The sequence below is a fragment of the Leucothrix mucor DSM 2157 genome (assembly GCF_000419525.1).
Lineage (GTDB): Bacteria > Pseudomonadota > Gammaproteobacteria > Thiotrichales > Thiotrichaceae > Leucothrix > Leucothrix mucor.
Map to the genome: position 1 here is coordinate 1,115,568 of NZ_ATTE01000001.1, position 17,235 is coordinate 1,132,802.

The window sequence follows — 17,235 nt, forward strand, 5'->3', positions numbered from 1 at the left end:
AACGTGAAAGGAATGCTTAATGGCAGAACAAAAAACCGTCCTGATTACTGGTGCAGCAGGGCAATTAGGATATGAATTACAACGTACATGCCCACCTAATATTACTGTGATTGCGGCAACCCATGAGGCGCTGGATATTAGTGATGCGGATGCAGTTAATGCATTTGTAGATAAGCATCAACCCAGCGCCATTATCAATGCAGCAGCGTATACCGCCGTTGATAAGGCCGAGCAGGAGCAAGAGCAGGCAACGGCAATCAATGCCACTGGCGCAAGAAATTTAGCGCAAGCTGCTTTAGCTCATAATATCCCTTTATTACAAGTCTCAACCGACTTTGTCTTCGGTGGTGATGCACATTCACCCATTCCTGCAGATGCCGCGACTAATCCCCAAGGCTTCTATGGTTCATCCAAATTAGCCGGTGAGCAAGCGATTCAGAAAGTGCTGGGCGATCAGGCGTTTATCGTAAGAACCGCTTGGCTCTATTCAGCACATGGCAATAACTTTGTAAAAACCATGCTGCGTTTGATGGCTGGCCGTGATGAGTTAGGTGTCATTGCTGATCAGGTTGGGTCGCCAACTTGGGCGCATGGCTTGGCTGTTGCTCTTTGGCAGGCACTGGAAGTCGGCGCGACGGGTATGCATCACTGGAGTGATGCCGGAGTTGCAAGTTGGTATGACTTTGCTCAAGCAATTATGGAAGAGGGTGTAGCGCTAGGTTTGTTGGAAAAACCTATTCGAATTAAGCCGCTAACTACTGCCGATTACCCAACGCCGGCGAGTCGGCCTGCCTATAGCGTGCTGGATAAAACCAAAACCTGGCAAGCATTAGAATTAAATGGCGAGCACTGGCGTGTGGCGCTAAGAAAAATGATGAATGAATTAACTCAGGAAAACAAACAATGAGTAAACTTTTAGTAACAGGTGGTGCTGGTTTTATCGGTGCTAATTTTGTCCATTATTGGCTAAAGACTTACCCGCAAGATACGGTAGTTGTATTAGATGCCTTAACGTATGCCGGCAATCAGTCTAGTCTTGATAGTGTTGTTGGCAACGACAAGTATCACTTTGTTAAAGGTGATATCGGCGATCAGGCATTGGTTGAGTCATTATTAGTCGAACACGACTTGGATACGATTGTTAATTTCGCGGCAGAAAGCCACGTTGACCGCTCAATCTCCGGCCCTGATGTGTTCATTGAGACCAATATTGTTGGTACGCATAACTTATTGAAAGCAGCGCGTCAGGTTTGGATTGCTAACCCTGAAACGGCTAAGCCGGATCATCGTTTTCATCACGTTTCCACAGATGAAGTCTACGGGACACTAGGCGATAACGACCCTGCGTTTACCGAAGATCACAGCTACGCGCCAAACTCTCCGTATTCGGCGAGTAAAGCGGCTTCTGATCACATTGTGCGTGCTTATCACCATACTTTCGGTTTGAAGGTAACGACCAGCAACTGCTCAAACAACTATGGCCCTTATCAGTTCCCTGAGAAATTGATTCCATTATGCTTGAGTAATATTTTGGCAAATAAAGCGCTGCCAATTTACGGCACCGGTAAAAATATCCGTGATTGGTTGTATGTTGAAGATCATGCGCGCGGCATTGATTTGATCCTGAAGCAGGACAAGTTGGGTGAGGTATACAATATTGGTGGTCACAATGAGTGGACTAATATTGATATTGTGAAATTGCTGTGTGAAGTGATGGACAAGCGTTTCGCGGAGCGTCCTGAGTTAAGCGAGAAATACCCCGATGCAGCACCAGCTAATGGTAAAGCTTCTTTGGATTTAATCACCTATGTGACTGACCGTGCTGGGCACGATTGGCGCTATGCGATTGATGCAGGTAAGAGTCAGCGTGAGTTAGGTTATGTGCCTGCTGAAACCTTTGAGACTGGTATTGTGAAGACCATCGATTGGTATCTGGATAATCCAGAGTGGTGGCAGCCACTGCTTAAGTCATAAGCACTAAAAAGGCCGCTCTAGTTGAGCGGCCTTTTTTATATCAGGTATAACGTTTTAAGCGATTTTCTTAAGCTCTGCCTTTACTTCTGCAGTGATAGCATCGATTTCGCCCACACCTTGTACACTCAGTAATTTACCTTGCTCGCGGAAAAACTCGATCAATGGTGCTGTTTCTTGTGTGTAAGTAGTCAAGCGCTTACCAATGGTTTCTTCATTGTCATCGGCGCGGTGATATAGCTCGTTCTGGCACTTATCACAAGTATTCTCAACCGCTGGAGGTGAAGTGTAACGATTGAAAACCGCACCGCAATTTTTGCAAGATAGACGACCCGTCAGGCGTTTCATCAATACTTCAAAATCAACGTCAATTAGTAGCGCTGCTTGTAATGGCTTGCCCGCTTTGTCCAGCAATGCATCAAGTGAAGCTGCTTGGCTTAGATTGCGTGGGTAACCATCTAAGATAAAGCCCGCTTCAGTATCGGCTTGCTGTAGGCGCTCTTCAATCATGCCTAGCACGATATCATCGGAAACCAATTGGCCCGTATCCATCGCTGCTTTGGCTTTCTGGCCAAGTTCGCTACCTGCGCTTACTGCGGCACGTAACAAGTCTCCAGTGGAGATTTGAGGAATTCCATACTCAGAAATGAGTTTTTGAGCTTGTGTGCCCTTACCTGAACCTGGGGCGCCTAACAAAACGATACGCATAAGAAAATCTCCGCTGAATGGTACAAATAATTCTCTTCTACCGTATTTTACAAACGTGCGCAAGCGGGTTCATTTTCACGGTTTATCAAAAAGCAGAAAATATTGTAAATTAATGATTTAAGTCAAATACTTAGATTTAATGTTTATAGTGATCATTGAGTATTTCAATGAACTTTTGTGCAGGGGCTGAAAGCACTTTTCCAGCTCTGGAAACCACGCCATATTTACGGGCAGGGAAGTACTCATCCAAGTTAATAATATCGAATCGTTGCTTGTCAGATTCGGTAATGCAGATATTGGTAACGATAGAAATACCGAGTCCGATATCAACATAGCGTTTCACCACTTCCCAGCCGCCAGCTTCCAATACTACGCGATAACTCGTGCCATTCAGAGCAAATACCATTTTCACCAAGCGCCAGCTACTAAAGTGCGATGGCGGTAAGATCATGCCGTATTGACCAATGTCGGCCAGCGTGACTTTATCAAGCTTAGAGAGCGGGTGACCCTTTGGCATAATCAATACCGGCGGGTAGGAAACGAATGGGGTGTAGTCCAGATTTTCAGGGACATCCAGCATCGAGCTAACAGCAAAATCAACCTCATCGGCCAACAGCATGTCGCGACCATCGCGGCCGGTTACATTCGCCAACTTTAAGCGAATGCCGGGGTGTAGTTCGACAAATTTGCGGATAGGTTCTGGCAGTGTGTAAAGAATCGTTGATTCTTCAGCGGCGATGGTGAGTTCGCCAGTGGTTAAGTCACCGTAATGCGCTGCAAAGCTTTCTTTTATGTGATCAATGCCCTGGACAAGAGGGCTAACCAAATCGTACAGAATTTCACCTTCGGTAGTGAGCTTAAGGCGGGGGCCGCGTCGCTCAAATAGCTTAACTTCAAGCTCTTGTTCTAGGGTTTTAATCTGGAGAGAAATAGTTGGCTGACTCGCATAAAGTACTTCAGAAGCTTTGCTCATACTGCCTTCTTGACGGGTAATGCAGAAGGCGCGCAATTCTTTCAGGAGATTGCAAGTCGTTAAGTGCTTCATAGGCTCCCTTAATAATTAAGTTTGGTGATAGTTATAATACCAAATATCAGCGGTTCGTATACTAAAATTGTGACACCGGTGCTGCTTTTAGGCGGAAGTATTAGCTTAATCAATACTTAAAGTGGTGATTAATGGGATATTAATGAAAAGTATTGGGAGATTTTAGTGTTTATATGAGGGTTGATGCAGTATTATTTCCGGCTATTGTGCACATGCAGCAATGTGTTCTACACAACTCGTTTTAATATTTCGGTGAGGTAACTTGGTTGGCACAGCAATCACAGGTTAATAGCACAGCGATGGTAAATAGCTCAATGCTCTGGAACTTATATCAGGAAGCCATTGCAAACGATGAAATGCTGGCAGACCCACATCAGGCTACCTTAATTGAGGCATTATGCCCAGTTTATGATGCCCTGTCCGCCTCCGCACACCAACCCCGCGTCAAAGAAAAGAAAAAGCGTTCTGCATTCAGTCGCTTATTGTCGATCGTTGGGCAAAAGGAAGAAGCCCCCAAGCTACAACTCATCAAAGGTGTTTACATCTGGGGTGGCGTTGGTCGCGGTAAAACGCACATTGTTGACTTCTTTTTCAAACACTTACCGATTGAAAATAAAGAACGGACACACTTCCACTCCTTTATGAAATCGGTACACGACCAGATTCGTCAATTAGGTCATATCGAAGATCCCCTAGAGCAAGTTGCTCGTCAAATTGCCGCTAAAACCCGAGTGCTCTGCTTAGATGAAATGCACGTCAACGACATCACCGATGCGATGTTGCTGGGTGGATTATTTAAGTATTTGTTTGAGGATGGGGTAACGCTCATCACCACGTCCAACATCCCACCATCTGGTCTGTACAAAGATGGCTTACAGCGTAAGCGTTTCTTGCCTGCGATTGCCTTGCTAGAGCAGCACACTGACGTTGTGAATGCTGATGGTGAAGTGGATTATCGGATGCGTACGCTTGAGCAAGCGGATGTTTATCAGATCGGCACAGATGACTTGGTTGAAAAGCGCCTTGATAATTACTTTATCGGTTTGGCCGGTAATGATGCCCTGATTGAAACTACGGCTATAGAGATAAATGGGCGAAAACTTGATACAAAGAAGCATGCAAAGGGTATCGCGTGGTTTAGTTTCGACACTTTGTGTGTGAGTGCACGTTCAACCTTAGACTATATTGATTTAGCGACTCAATATAATACCGTTCTGATTTCCGGCGTTCCGGTGATGTCGACCATGCAGGATGACGCAGCGCGTCGTTTTGTAAATATGATCGATGAATTTTACGACCGTCGGGTAAATGTTGTAATATCTGCAGCCGCTGCGCCGCAGGGTCTATATACCGGTAAACGTCTAAGCTTTGAGTTTGATCGCACCATTAGCCGTTTAATCGAAATGCAGTCACGAGATTACCTATTTAGTAAACACGACGAACACTAGAGGTAGTCTGGTAAAATGAGTGAGCACAAGTCAGAAGTATCAAAGCAGCCTGAATCCAAAACGAAAGTAGGGATTGAGCCTGCCGCATCAACAGTTCCCACAACTGGTAAGCAAGAAGAGTCCGCTCCGGCACCCGCCGAGATCGGAGGACGTAAAGGCCCGGAACCCACCCGTTATGGAGATTGGGAGAAGAATGGCCGTTGTATCGATTTTTAACACAGGTGAAACACATGTCCAAGAATGATAGTCGACCATTGTCGCCCCATTTGCAGATCTACGATCTGCCCATGACCGCCAAGCTTTCCGTCCTGCACCGTGGTACGGGTGCTGCCTTAACTGCTGGTCTTATTTTGTTGGTGCTGGCACTGGTTGCCGCCGCTAACGGCGAAAGCAGTTGGAACAGCATGCAGGGCTTCTTATCAAGTTGGTTTGGCTACTTAGTGTTATTCGGCTTCACAGCGACCTTGTTCTACCACTTCTGCAATGGTATTCGCCATCTGATGTGGGATATGGGTAAAGGTCTGGAAAAGCACGAGGTAAATAAATCAGGCCCTGTCGTGTTAGCAGCAGCTGGCGTATTGACTGTTCTTACCTGGCTTATTGCCCTGCTATAAGGAGTTAGATCATGAGTTACTTAAGAAGTCCGTTATCAGTTGCCAAAGGGCACGGATCAGCTAAAGACGGAACACACCATTTCTGGTTACAGCGCGTTACAGCAATTGCTCTGATTCCATTGATTGTTTGGTTTTGCCTAAGCTTGGCGATGATGCCAACAGCAACCTATGCCACCGTAGTGGATTGGATGCAGTCACCGTTTAATTCGGTCATGTTGATCCTTAGCATCTTTGCAGCATTCTACCATCTAGCACTGGGTTTACAGGTAATACTGGAAGACTACATTGCTAATACAAATATTCGTATGTTCAGTATTCTCGGAATGAAGCTTTTGTGTTTCTTCTTCGCAGCGCTGGGTATCTTTTCAGTTATAAAAATTGCGGTCGGAGGTTAATTCGATGGGTGTGGGCAATTACAAGATTATTGATCATCACTATGACGTGGTGATTGTTGGAGCCGGTGGTGCAGGTTTACGTGCAACATTGGGTATGGCAGCGGCTGGCTTAAGCACCGCTTGTATTACAAAAGTATTCCCAACCCGTAGCCACACGGTTGCGGCGCAGGGCGGTATGTCTGCAGCACTGGGTAACATGGGGCCAGATAATTGGAAATGGCACATGTACGACACGGTAAAAGGTTCAGACTGGTTGGGAGACCAGGATGCGATCGAATACATGTGTCGTGAAGCGATTCCAGCCGTGATTGAGCTAGAGCACTACGGTGTTCCGTTCTCACGAACTGAAGAAGGTAAAATCTACCAGCGTCCTTTCGGTGGTATGACGACTAACTTTGGTGAAGGTATTGCACAGCGTACTTGTGCTGCAGCTGACCGTACGGGTCACGCGATTTTGCACGCACTGTACCAGCAGTCTCTAAAGCACAAAGCAGAGTTTTACATTGAGTACTTTGCAACTGACTTGATTATGGATGACGGCGTTTGCCGCGGTGTAATCGCTTGGGATTTGGCAACGGGTGAAATTCACCGTTTCCGTGCTCACGAAGTTGTATTGGCAACTGGTGGTGTTGGCCGTGCATACCAATCTGCAACCTCTGCTCATACCTGTACGGGTGATGGTAGCGCGATGGTATTGCGTGCTGGTCTTCCGCTGCAGGATATGGAATTCATTCAGTTCCACCCAACGGGTATTTACGGCGCGGGTGTACTGATCACTGAAGGGGTACGTGGTGAAGGTGGATACCTAACCAACTCCGAAGGTGAGCGTTTCATGGAGCGTTATGCGCCGAATGCTAAAGATTTGGCATCTCGCGACGTGGTATCACGTTCTATGACTATCGAGATTAATGAAGGTCGTGGTGTGGGTCCTGATAAGGATCATATCTACCTGAACCTACAGCATCTGGGTGCGGACGTAATCAATGAGCGTCTGCCGGGTATCGCAGAGAGTGCACGCGTATTCGCGGGTGTTGATGTAGCGAAAGACCCAATTCCGGTTCTGCCAACGGTTCACTACAACATGGGTGGTATTCCAACGAACTACCACGGTGAAGTGGTTACGTTGAGAGACGGCGATCCTGATGCAGTAGTTCCAGGCCTGATGGCTATCGGTGAAGCAGCTTGTGTATCTGTACACGGCGCAAACCGTCTGGGTTCTAACTCACTGTTGGATATCGTGGTATTCGGTCGTGCAGCGGCATTACGTGCAGCTGAATTGGTTGAGAAGGGCACTCCACACAAACTGCTGGATGAGTCTATCACTGACACCATCATGGCGCGCTTTGACAAGATGCGTAATGCCAAAGGCAAAAACACAACTGCGTCTATCCGCGACAATATGCAGCGTACTATGCAGAAACGTGCAGCGGTTTTCCGCACCGGTGAGAGCATGGACGAAGGTGTTGCTGAGATGCAGGAAATCTTCGACAGCTTCGCCGATGTAGGCGTTAGCGATCGCGGCATGCAGTGGAACACTGACTTGGTTGAGACGCTGGAGCTGGAGAACCTGTTACTGCAGGCACAATCCATTATGTGTGGTGCAGCGAACCGTGACGAAAGTCGTGGTGGTCATGCACGTGATGATATGCCAGATCGCGATGATGAGAACTGGATGAAGCACACACTGGCTTGGGTTGACCCTGAGACAGGTAAGGTATCTATCGACTATCGTCCAGTTCACATGTACACACTGACTGACGACTGCGAAGTTATTCCACCTAAGAAACGCGTTTACTAGGAGCGAGACATGGCTGAATTTAAATTGCCCGCTAATTCCATCGTACGGAATGGCAAGACCTACAAAGCCGCTGCGGGTGCGACTAACATTAAACTGTTCAAGGTTTACCGTTATGATCCTTCGTCGGGTGAGAACCCTTCACTGGATACCTACGAAGTGGATCTGGATACTTGCGGCCCGATGATTTTGGACGCACTGCTGAAAATCAAGAATGAGATGGACTCTACGCTGTCACTGCGTCGTTCATGTCGTGAAGGGATTTGTGGTTCGTGCTCAATGAATATCGACGGTAGAAACACATTGGCTTGTACTAAAGCAATTGCTGAAGTAGAAGGCGATGTAAATGTTTACCCACTGCCACACCAGCCGATCGTTAAGGATTTGGTGTCTGACTTAACTAACTTCTACGCGCAGTATGCGTCTGTAGAGCCTTGGTTGAAATCAGACACACCAGCACCACCAGATCGCGAGCGCTTCCAGTCTGTTGAAGACCGTAAGCAACTGGATGGGCTGTATGAGTGTATCTTGTGTGCATGTTGCTCAACCAGCTGCCCAAGCTACTGGTGGAACAGTGATCGTTACCTCGGCCCTGCAGCGCTGCTAAATGCTCATCGTTGGATCAAGGATTCACGTGATGATGCGACTGGCGAGCGTCTAGATGCTCTGGAAGATCCGTTCAAGCTATACCGTTGCCACACCATCATGAACTGTACCGATGTGTGCCCGAAGGATTTGAATCCTGCTAAGGCTATCGCTGAGATTAAGCAAATGATGGTTGAGCGTAAGATCTAAAGATCGCGCTTAATTGTGATAAAAGACTCCGGCAAGGCCAGTTTCATGACTGATCTACCGGAGTTTTTTATTGCCCGAAATTTTATCTAAAGGAGAGGCGAGATGAGTGAATTAACCCGTCTGCGCTGGCGTTGTCGTCGCGGAGCTAAAGAGCTGGATATTGTGATGAATCGCTATCTGGAGCAAAAGTACGAAACGGCTGAAGCGTCACAACAGCAGGCATTTAACGAATTGCTGGCGGTTGAAGACCCAACCATTTTCGACTTACTGCTTGAACGCATTGACGCTCAGAATGACGAGCAGCAAAAACTTTTAGTCACGCTTCGGAGTATAATGGCGCTCTGATTAACGCCAATACGCCCGTTGCGCTAACCGACATCCAATGAATTAACCGACCAGGAGACATAATGACCATTATCAAACAGGCAGACCTGATTGACAGCGTCGCTGATGCCCTACAGTACATTTCCTACTACCACCCGAAAGACTTTGTTGACGCGATGTATGACGCATGGAAACGCGAAGAGTCTGAAGCGGCTAAAGATGCGATTGCGCAGATTCTGGTGAACTCTCGCATGTGTGCAGAAGGGCATCGCCCGATCTGTCAGGATACGGGGATCGTCACCGTATTTGTACGCATCGGTATGCAAGTGCAGTGGGAAAGCGAGCTGAGTGTTGAAGAGATGATCAATGAAGGTGTGCGCCGCGCGTATACGCACCCTGATAATGTGCTGCGTGCGTCGATTTTGGCAGACCCTGCGGGCAAGCGTATCAACACCAAAGACAACACACCGGCTGTGATTCACATGTCGGTCGTGCCGGGTGATAAGGTTGAGATCGAGCTGGCTGCGAAAGGTGGCGGGTCTGAGAATAAATCCAAAATGGCCATGTTGAATCCTAGTGATAGCATTGTTGATTGGGTTTTGAAAACAGTGCCTACTATGGGTGCTGGCTGGTGTCCGCCGGGTATGCTGGGTATCGGTATCGGTGGTACGGCTGAGAAAGCGGCATTGATGGCGAAAGAGTCGCTGATGGAGTCGATTGATATTCAGGAGCTGCGTGAGCGTGGCCCACAGAACCGCATTGAAGAGCTACGCCTTGAGATCATGGATAAAGTGAATGATCTGGGTATTGGTGCGCAGGGTCTTGGTGGTTTAACCACTGTTCTTGATATCAAGATTAAGGACTACCCAACACACGCGGCCTCATTGCCTATATGCATGATTCCTAACTGTGCGGCGACTCGTCATGCACACTTCATGCTAGTTGGTAGCGGCCCATCGCTACAGACGCCACCTGACTTGTCAGCATGGCCAGACATCAGCTATGAAGCCGGTGATAACTCTCGTCGTGTTGATTTAAACACCGTGACTGCTGAAGACGTTGCAACGTGGAAGCCGGGCGAAGTGATTCTGTTATCAGGCAAAATGTTGACCGGTCGTGATGCGGCGCATAAGAAAATCGTTGGTATTTTGGATAGCGGTGAAGAGTTGCCCGTTTCACTAAAAGGCCGCTTTATTTATTACGTTGGCCCGGTTGACCCGGTTCGCGACGAAGCAGTTGGCCCCGCTGGCCCGACCACGGCAACCCGTATGGATAAGTTTACCGATCAGGTACTTGAGCAGACAGGTCTGCTGGGTATGATTGGTAAAGCGGAACGTGGTCCGGTGGCGATTGAGAGTATTAAGAAGCACAAGTCTGTTTACCTGATGGCAGTCGGTGGCGCAGCTTACTTAGTATCAAAAGCGATTGTGAACTCTGAAGTGTTGGCATTCCCAGAGCTGGGTATGGAAGCGATCTATGAGTTTGATGTGCGTGATATGCCAGTGACGGTTGCGGTTGATTCGCAAGGCACGTCGGTTCACACGACAGGGCCTGAGCATTGGAAGCAGGTTATTTTTGATAAGAAAGCATAAATTCTGAAGAAGCGCTTAGTTTTGGCGCTTTGGGTGATTTATAGTGGGGTTAGGCCTTTTAGGTCTAACCCCGTTTTTGTTGGGTCTTTGCATTAGATCATCAGTTTATTCTGTAAGCCAGTGGGCATAGGCTTCAACATCAATCATTGGAACCGTACCGCAGAGCTGGAGTTGTGAGATAAGTCGGAAAAGGAATGCTGTCGCGGGTTTTCGTTCTGTATCTACTATGTAGGTTTTATTTTTTTGGTTAAAGTGAAAAAATCCGTGTGAAGCTACGCAACCCAAGTCTAGATTGCCGTTGCCATCTAACGACACTGCTTTATGAAAAGCGTCACCAAATGGTGGCTTCCATTCTGATTCAAACGTTAACATCCCGCCTAGAATATGGAATGGAGTTTTTGCAGGATACTCACCACCTGCATGAGGTATAGGTAGGCTAGTTCTTTTCAGTCGACGAACACTTGCAACCTTTTTTTGTGCATAAGATACGAGACTTGCATCCATAGTTTGCTTTGCTTCGAAGACAGCATAGACGCTTTCAGCTGGAACAACTGTTGACCCTTTAAAATTGTGTATGAATGGTGAATACTGCCTATCGAAGATTACAACATCAATCTGGTCACTGAAGGTACCTTCACTATCAACTACATGAGCTTTTATCGCGTGATAGCGCTCTGGGAGGTACTGCTGGAAAAGCTCCAACCAGACATCTTCGCTCGCATCTCCTTTTTCAGATGGATGACCGATGTTACGAGCACGGCGGAGTTGTTCTTGAATATCATGGTGTAAGTCACCTAATATTGTTCTAAGATTCCAGTCTGACATGTTTAGCTATTTCTCATTTGTTTCGATATAGAGTTCACATTCTAGTACATGATTGGATGCAAGAAAGCTGGTTCCGGTTAATTCAATATCGCAGTTTTCATTAATTCGGAGAATTATTAACACTAAAAAGTTTGCCCCTGTAGTTGGATCAGAAACTAAGTTCTTCATAGTTTCACGATCAATCTTACTAGGAGCAGCAGAAGCATTAGGATGAGAATGCCATTCACCAAGATAATTAAATCGAGTGTAGTCATTTCCATAATTAGTACTCAAGCGCTTCAATGACTCTCTTGCCTCACCAGCGTGCCTTTGAAATGAAATGGCATCCCCATACCGTTTCTGCTGTGTGAACTCTATGATTCGAAATTGATCCTCATTTACATGCTCCCCGAATAGAACACCGCCAATTTCCCTCTCCTTTGCATTGAGAAGAACTGTTCTCCAAGCTTCAAGTGTTTTCTGATTGATCCGCAATTTCATCTAACTTCTTCTTTATTAACTTCTCAACGAATTTATCTTGTGCCTCACTCTTAGTGTCAAGCGTATGGGTCTGACGTGCTGGAGCATCCACATTAATTGGCTGGACATGGAAAGCTGAATCAAAAATCCAAGCTTGTTTGAAGCCTAGTAGATAGAGAGGTGCATCAAACTGAGATGGTTCGCTCCTTAAAAGGGTATCTAATGCAAAATTGCTAAGGTGAGCTGCCATCAATGAGACCTCTGGGTCTGAGGCGATGAAAATTTCATCTGAGATTGCTCCATCATAGCCCCAATCAATTATTACAGGTGGTTCCTCTTCAATTCCCTCATAATATTTATTTAGCGCTTGCCGAATTATAAGCGGTGCTGGTTCATGCTCTGGACGTGATCTTGCCATGTAACCGCCGATTCCTCCTGCATAAATACTTCCCCAAACCACTGAATTTCCTGACTGGGCACTTATTGCGCTCAGATGGTTCAGAACTTCGGGGTTTGCTGATGCATCAATGATAATGTCACATTCATTTAACGCTCCATTCACTGCTGCCATCTCTGTGGCTGATACTTGGGCACCAATTGATACACGTCGAGCAGACACTTCCGCTGAAGCAGAGACTAGTTTGATGCGGCGAGACGCTGAATCTACTTTATGCAAACCAATGTCTCGCCAATCTGCATCATGCCGTTCAAGATTACCAGTATGCAGGATATCATCATCAATAAGGTCAAACCGCCTGACTCCAGCACGTGCCAAGGATACGGCAACCTTTGAACCAAGAGATCCTAAACCAACAATAGCAATGCGTACTTTAGCTAGCTCCTCGTGAATATTTCCAGTTCGAGAATCAGTTTCTCTTGGTCCTAGTATTGTCCGATACCTTATTAGACTTTCCTTGGTCTTAAGCTGCTGGAATAAAGTGGGAACGCCTTCAGCTGGGCAAATGAGACAACTAAATGCCGATTCTTGTAAACTAAAATCGGTTTCGAGAGTAGTGAAGAGTTGCTCTTTTGTTGTGACTCCAGAAAACATGCTCTCAGGCTTAACAGTTTTCAAAACTATGCAGGGAAGTGTTGAGGCTTCCATTCCTAACACAGCCGGAAGTGACTCATCTTTCCACGACCAATCACCATGTGAAGCTTCTGCTAAGTGGGTTACGATATGACTGATACCCGCCCATTGCTGCCATAGCTTTCCATCAAAAGACTCCAGAGCATTATTACGAAGCATGGCGGACTGATCAGGTGATAAATAAAGCCGAAACGGATAATGTCGAGATTCAATATTTTCCGAAACATTGTGCGCCGAAGGTGCTGCTTTCACCATTCCATTTTTATCAGGGTGCTCTGTGTAAAGGAGGTCACATGCGCTTTGTATCATGTCAGCACCCGTAAACTCTGATAGCCAATTATCCGAACGGATTTCGAGGCAAAGGTCAGTTGTTCCGTATTGATGACTAGATAAGTGAACCCCACTCAAAGGTTGCACACTTGGGCATGTATTCGGAAATGTATTGTGATAAGTGAGCTTTAGCGGAAATACACCGTGTCTTAGCCGGATCTCGAAAGTGACTTGCATTTGCAATTGGTTGTCGAAAGACCAATCGATGTCATGAAGCCAGTCCGAATTTTCTGAAAGATTAGAGATTGCAGTTCGTTCAGTCTCTAGTCGATTATGATTTGTTGACCACCAAACGTTCAAGCAAAGTCAGCCGGTTTGTTTGGAGGTGTAGATGCTTTTGCAGGAAAGGTTAGGGATGACATAGTCACGGCGGATTGTAATCCTACTGCATTAGATGATTTTTCTGTTTTCGGGGATGGAAAACGAGATCCTAAAATTTGTCGCCAGTGTTTAGTTGCTACATCTTGATCGTCAGTAGCCAGAGCTTTGGCAGCCTCATCTCGAAAATATTTTATTTTATCATAGAAGGCTGAAAACGCCTCACCAGAAACGCCCGATAGTAAATTCCCACCATCAATTGCTGGATCATCCAATTCAGGACACATACCAATAAGCCGTAAGAATGAATAGCTGTTTATGATGTCATCAAATGTGTCGTGCAAAAGCTGACCATAATGGGTTTCGGTGGAGCTCATGTGCTTTGCTACAAGTGCCTCTAGGGCTATACTTTTTGGATGCTTATTTTTCGTGGGGTACTCGCGCCGACTCCATTTCACCATTTTAACCATTGGGTTGAAGCGCATACCTGCATCGGAATTGGCTTTGGCCGACCAAGTAGTATGCTCCTCAGGATCGGTTAGATACCATTCACCAGTATTGCGGTTTCCGATTCGATAATACCCGTCGCTGTTACGTTCCAATAAAGGTGATACGTCCATCTCTGCTTTATCTGTAGAGATAGCTATTGAGCAGCGGTTACGTTTGATTTTAGTGATCTTCAGCTCAGTACAATTGCGATTTAATGCAGAAAATAGAGTGTTGATCAGATCTTCAGGAGACTCTGACCAGTCACTTCCTTTTACAACTACATAGATATCCACATCGGGACGATCAGTCTTGCCATTCTTTGAAACAGGACGAATTGCTGTTTTTCGTTTGTAAGAACCTCCAAGAAATGTGCGAATCACATTATCTTTGTATTTAGAGTCAGATTCCAAAGAATTGCGGATAGATGTATGTGCCGATATTGACCGAGAGTTTGTTGTGGCACTGGGAGTTATATCTGTAATTAATTCATTGAAGCGTGTGTTTGGAGTCATATCAGCCTTGTTTTAACTGCTAGGTAGTTGATTATTGTTCAAATCTATAAAGAATAATATGGGGAGCGACACCAAGAAATCAACTCTAAAGCATTTAAATAATTTATTATTAATAGCTAACTACTCTTCGACTTTAGCGTGTATTGCGTCTGGCAAAACGAGTCGTAGTGATATTGAGTCGTAGTTGGAGGTATCGGTTGGGCCGTATCTTCATGGGTTAGAGGGTGAGTTTGATATTATGCAGCGTATGCAGTCTGTGCTTTCTACGCCTAAGTCTCGTCAGGTGAAATACCGTATTCAAGCTGCGTTTTTGAGCTTTTGGTTTCGTTTTGTCTATCGTTATCGTAGTGCGGTTGAGATTGGTAACGTTGAGTTTTTACAACAAGTGATTCAGCGCGACTTTGCTACGTACAGCGGTGAGTGGTTGGAGCGTTTGTTCCATGAGCAATTGGCGGCGAGTGGCAAGTACAGTGTGATTGGTCACTACTGGGAGTCGGGAAACAAAAACGAGATTGATATTGTGGCGCTTAATGAGTTGGATAAAACGGCGTTGATTGCTGAGGTTAAGCGTAACCCTAAGAATATTCGTTTGAGTAAGTTGAAGGGATATGAGATTAAATATCGTGGCTTGTCGTTGGATGACCTTGCAGCGTTACCTAGCTTTACAAGTGACCCAGTAGAGAACTGACGTGGTTAATGATATAGTGTTATCATTAGGTGATAATGTTAGGTTGCAAGGTACGAATGAACGATGAAATAGATATAGGGCTAGAAGTACTACTCGAACTTGATAGTGAAATTTTTCCTATGGACAATGGTTATTGGACGAAGCTTGAAGCTAAGGTCGTTATTGCTAATGAGCATATCCCTCATGGCATAAAATACTCACTCACTTTGCATAACCAAAATAACGTCAGAATCTTAGGTTACGACAATGCTCATGGCATCAAGCCTAAGCGAAAAAAGTATGGTGCTAAAAGAGTAGTTTGGGACCATCGACACGAGAGAAAAGTTGTGGAGCCATACGAGTTTGAAAGTGCTGCTCAACTATTAGAAGATTTTTGGAATGATGTAGAAAAAATCCTTACTGAAGAAAGAGGTGACTCATGAAGGTAATGAATGTTGGTATTATCTCACGGGAAGAGTACGTGAAAAGAACCATCGCTATAGCAAAAGGCGCTTATAAGCCAAAGCCTAACGAGCCAAAAGTGTGGTTTGAGTCTGTTAAGTCTTTGTCGCAAGTGTTAAGCAACGAGAATCAAGCGTTGTTGAAATTAATTATTGAGAAGAAACCTCAGTCATTGGCAGAGCTTGAGAAAATCAGCCACCGTAAAAAATCAAATCTATCAAGAACGCTAAAAACGCTGGAGAATTATGGCATCGTATCTTTGAGCAAAGAAAGCGGGAAGGTAGTTCCAACGGTTCAGGCAACCGATTTTGAAGTTAAGTTTGGCTTGAATGCAGCAGTATACTAGTACCGTCGCCAGCGGACAGGTACTGGGGTATATATTCGTCGATTGGGGCGAAGTGTTTCGCACAAAACACAGCCTTGCTTTTCCGGATGCGCCGAGTAACTGGAATTGGAGACTATGATGCAAGAATCAGACTACTTCGAGATGAACCGATTCGGCTGGGATAAACGCGCAGCAGCACATTTCGATTCCAGGTTTTATGACTTGCCGGGCTTCCTCGCGGGTCAAACCTCGCTTCGTGAAATCGAATTGGCAGAGCTAGAGGATGTAAGCGGTAAATCACTGTTACACCTTCAGTGTCACTTCGGCATGGACACGCTGTCTTGGGCTCGTCAGGGGGCGGTTTGTACGGGCGTTGATATATCGCCGGTTGCCATCCATAAAGCGAAGGAGCTTGCCCAAACACTCACGTTGGATGCTGAATTTGTGTGTACGGATGTTTACTCTTTCCAGCGTTCGGGCGCATCCCTATACGACATTGTGTTGACATCCTACGGCGCTATTTGCTGGCTGCCAGATCTCAACCGATGGGCTGAGATTATTGCGTCTAACCTTGCCGTCGGTGGTCGCTTTTATATCGTGGACTTCCATCCAATTTATGACCTTCTCGCGGGGTATTCATGCTTTACTCAAGTACAACCGGATGTGGAGGAAGAGGGTACGTACACCGAAAACGGCGCGAATGTGACTGCCAAGCTGGCAACGTGGGCACACCCAATGTCCAGTGTCATCAACGCATTGATTAACGTCGGTATTCAGATTGAGCGTGTCAGCGAGTTTCCATTTAGCCCATACAACTGCTTCGACGGCATGGTTGAGCGGGAGCCGGGCCGCTTTTATCTTGACCATAAGGGAAATGATGTGCCGATTGTCTACAGCATCACCGGGCGAAAAGTTGCATAGCATCCAGCAAAGGTCGCAAGGCTTTTTAGTATGGTGGTTATGGGTGGGTAATTGTGAAATAATGGTTAAAGTTAAAACATAACTTGAGTTATACAGACGCTGTCTGTTTCTGGTGATAACGGAGTTGGGTTCTTTTAGTTTTTTAAATCA

20 protein-coding genes are annotated in these 17,235 nt (G+C 46.0%); 14 read left to right on the plus strand and 6 right to left on the minus strand.

The window, feature by feature from the left end; genetic code table 11:
• Positions 1-19: 19 nt before the first annotated feature.
• Together rfbD and rfbB are read left to right on the plus strand one after the other, a co-directional pair.
• Entirely contained in the window at positions 20-907 is an 888-nt protein-coding gene (rfbD, locus tag LEUMU_RS0104955; RefSeq protein WP_022951169.1) for a dTDP-4-dehydrorhamnose reductase, read from the plus strand.
• Complete coding sequence (rfbB, locus tag LEUMU_RS0104960) at positions 904-1,974, plus strand: dTDP-glucose 4,6-dehydratase (protein WP_022951170.1); 1,071 nt, start codon at positions 904-906, stop codon at positions 1,972-1,974. The genes rfbD and rfbB overlap by 4 nt, the downstream gene beginning before the upstream one ends.
• A 54-nt stretch (positions 1,975-2,028) precedes the next feature.
• Here the strand turns inward: rfbB and LEUMU_RS0104965 are convergent, their stop codons facing one another.
• Together LEUMU_RS0104965 and LEUMU_RS0104970 are read right to left on the minus strand one after the other, a co-directional pair.
• Positions 2,029-2,679, minus strand: coding sequence for an adenylate kinase (locus LEUMU_RS0104965; RefSeq protein WP_022951171.1), 651 nt, complete (start codon positions 2,677-2,679; stop codon positions 2,029-2,031).
• Between the two features lie 136 nt (positions 2,680-2,815).
• Positions 2,816-3,724 (minus strand): LysR family transcriptional regulator, encoded by a 909-nt coding sequence (locus tag LEUMU_RS0104970; RefSeq protein WP_022951172.1) that lies wholly within the window; start codon positions 3,722-3,724, stop codon positions 2,816-2,818.
• A gap of 266 nt (positions 3,725-3,990) precedes the next feature.
• Here LEUMU_RS0104970 and zapE point away from each other — a divergent pair, with 266 nt between their 5' ends.
• The 8 genes from zapE (at position 3,991) to LEUMU_RS0105010 (ending at position 10,687) form a co-directional block, all read left to right on the plus strand.
• Complete coding sequence (zapE, locus tag LEUMU_RS0104975) at positions 3,991-5,172, plus strand: cell division protein ZapE (protein ID WP_022951173.1); 1,182 nt, start codon at positions 3,991-3,993, stop codon at positions 5,170-5,172.
• A 15-nt stretch (positions 5,173-5,187) separates the two neighbouring features.
• Positions 5,188-5,388, plus strand: a complete 201-nt coding sequence (locus LEUMU_RS0104980) for a DUF1674 domain-containing protein (protein WP_022951174.1) — start codon at positions 5,188-5,190, stop codon at positions 5,386-5,388.
• Between the two features lie 14 nt (positions 5,389-5,402).
• A complete protein-coding gene (gene sdhC / locus LEUMU_RS0104985; protein ID WP_022951175.1) occupies positions 5,403-5,786 on the plus strand; it encodes a succinate dehydrogenase, cytochrome b556 subunit in 384 nt (127 codons plus the stop codon).
• Between the two features lie 11 nt (positions 5,787-5,797).
• Entirely contained in the window at positions 5,798-6,181 is a 384-nt protein-coding gene (sdhD, locus tag LEUMU_RS0104990) for a succinate dehydrogenase, hydrophobic membrane anchor protein (protein ID WP_022951176.1), read from the plus strand.
• A gap of 4 nt (positions 6,182-6,185) precedes the next feature.
• A complete protein-coding gene (gene sdhA, locus LEUMU_RS0104995) occupies positions 6,186-7,979 on the plus strand; it encodes a succinate dehydrogenase flavoprotein subunit (RefSeq protein WP_022951177.1) in 1,794 nt (597 codons plus the stop codon).
• A 9-nt stretch (positions 7,980-7,988) separates the two neighbouring features.
• Positions 7,989-8,771 carry a succinate dehydrogenase iron-sulfur subunit gene (locus tag LEUMU_RS0105000; protein ID WP_022951178.1) on the plus strand — a complete coding sequence of 261 codons (783 nt, stop codon included), beginning with the start codon at positions 7,989-7,991 and terminating at the stop codon, positions 8,769-8,771.
• A 102-nt stretch (positions 8,772-8,873) separates the two neighbouring features.
• Positions 8,874-9,116 (plus strand): FAD assembly factor SdhE, encoded by a 243-nt coding sequence (locus LEUMU_RS0105005; protein ID WP_022951179.1) that lies wholly within the window; start codon positions 8,874-8,876, stop codon positions 9,114-9,116.
• Between the two features lie 62 nt (positions 9,117-9,178).
• A complete protein-coding gene (locus LEUMU_RS0105010; RefSeq protein ID WP_022951180.1) occupies positions 9,179-10,687 on the plus strand; it encodes a fumarate hydratase in 1,509 nt (502 codons plus the stop codon).
• A gap of 105 nt (positions 10,688-10,792) precedes the next feature.
• On the opposite strand, the gene LEUMU_RS0105015 is transcribed toward LEUMU_RS0105010, so the two are convergent.
• From LEUMU_RS0105015 to LEUMU_RS0105030, 4 genes are all read right to left on the minus strand, one after another.
• Complete coding sequence (locus LEUMU_RS0105015) at positions 10,793-11,512, minus strand: DUF6602 domain-containing protein (RefSeq protein ID WP_022951181.1); 720 nt, start codon at positions 11,510-11,512, stop codon at positions 10,793-10,795.
• A gap of 6 nt (positions 11,513-11,518) precedes the next feature.
• Positions 11,519-11,992 (minus strand): Mov34/MPN/PAD-1 family protein, encoded by a 474-nt coding sequence (locus LEUMU_RS0105020; protein ID WP_022951182.1) that lies wholly within the window; start codon positions 11,990-11,992, stop codon positions 11,519-11,521.
• Complete coding sequence (locus LEUMU_RS0105025; protein WP_022951183.1) at positions 11,961-13,370, minus strand: ThiF family adenylyltransferase; 1,410 nt, start codon at positions 13,368-13,370, stop codon at positions 11,961-11,963. The genes LEUMU_RS0105020 and LEUMU_RS0105025 overlap by 32 nt, the downstream gene beginning before the upstream one ends.
• Before the next feature lie 317 nt (positions 13,371-13,687).
• A complete protein-coding gene (locus tag LEUMU_RS0105030) occupies positions 13,688-14,710 on the minus strand; it encodes an SMODS domain-containing nucleotidyltransferase (protein WP_022951184.1) in 1,023 nt (340 codons plus the stop codon).
• Between the two features lie 184 nt (positions 14,711-14,894).
• Here LEUMU_RS0105030 and LEUMU_RS24725 point away from each other — a divergent pair, with 184 nt between their 5' ends.
• The 4 genes from LEUMU_RS24725 (at position 14,895) to LEUMU_RS0105050 (ending at position 17,085) form a co-directional block, all read left to right on the plus strand.
• Positions 14,895-15,398 carry a DUF234 domain-containing protein gene (locus tag LEUMU_RS24725; RefSeq protein WP_051155967.1) on the plus strand — a complete coding sequence of 168 codons (504 nt, stop codon included), beginning with the start codon at positions 14,895-14,897 and terminating at the stop codon, positions 15,396-15,398.
• A gap of 56 nt (positions 15,399-15,454) precedes the next feature.
• On the plus strand, positions 15,455-15,820 hold the full coding sequence (locus LEUMU_RS0105040; RefSeq protein WP_022951185.1) for a toxin-antitoxin system TumE family protein: 366 nt from the start codon (positions 15,455-15,457) through the stop codon (positions 15,818-15,820).
• Entirely contained in the window at positions 15,817-16,185 is a 369-nt protein-coding gene (locus LEUMU_RS0105045; protein ID WP_022951186.1) for an HVO_A0114 family putative DNA-binding protein, read from the plus strand. The genes LEUMU_RS0105040 and LEUMU_RS0105045 overlap by 4 nt, the downstream gene beginning before the upstream one ends.
• Positions 16,186-16,299: 114 nt before the next feature.
• Positions 16,300-17,085: a class I SAM-dependent methyltransferase gene (locus tag LEUMU_RS0105050; RefSeq protein ID WP_211223014.1), complete on the plus strand. Its 786-nt coding sequence runs from the start codon at positions 16,300-16,302 to the stop codon at positions 17,083-17,085.
• The last annotated feature ends 150 nt before the right edge of the window (positions 17,086-17,235 follow it).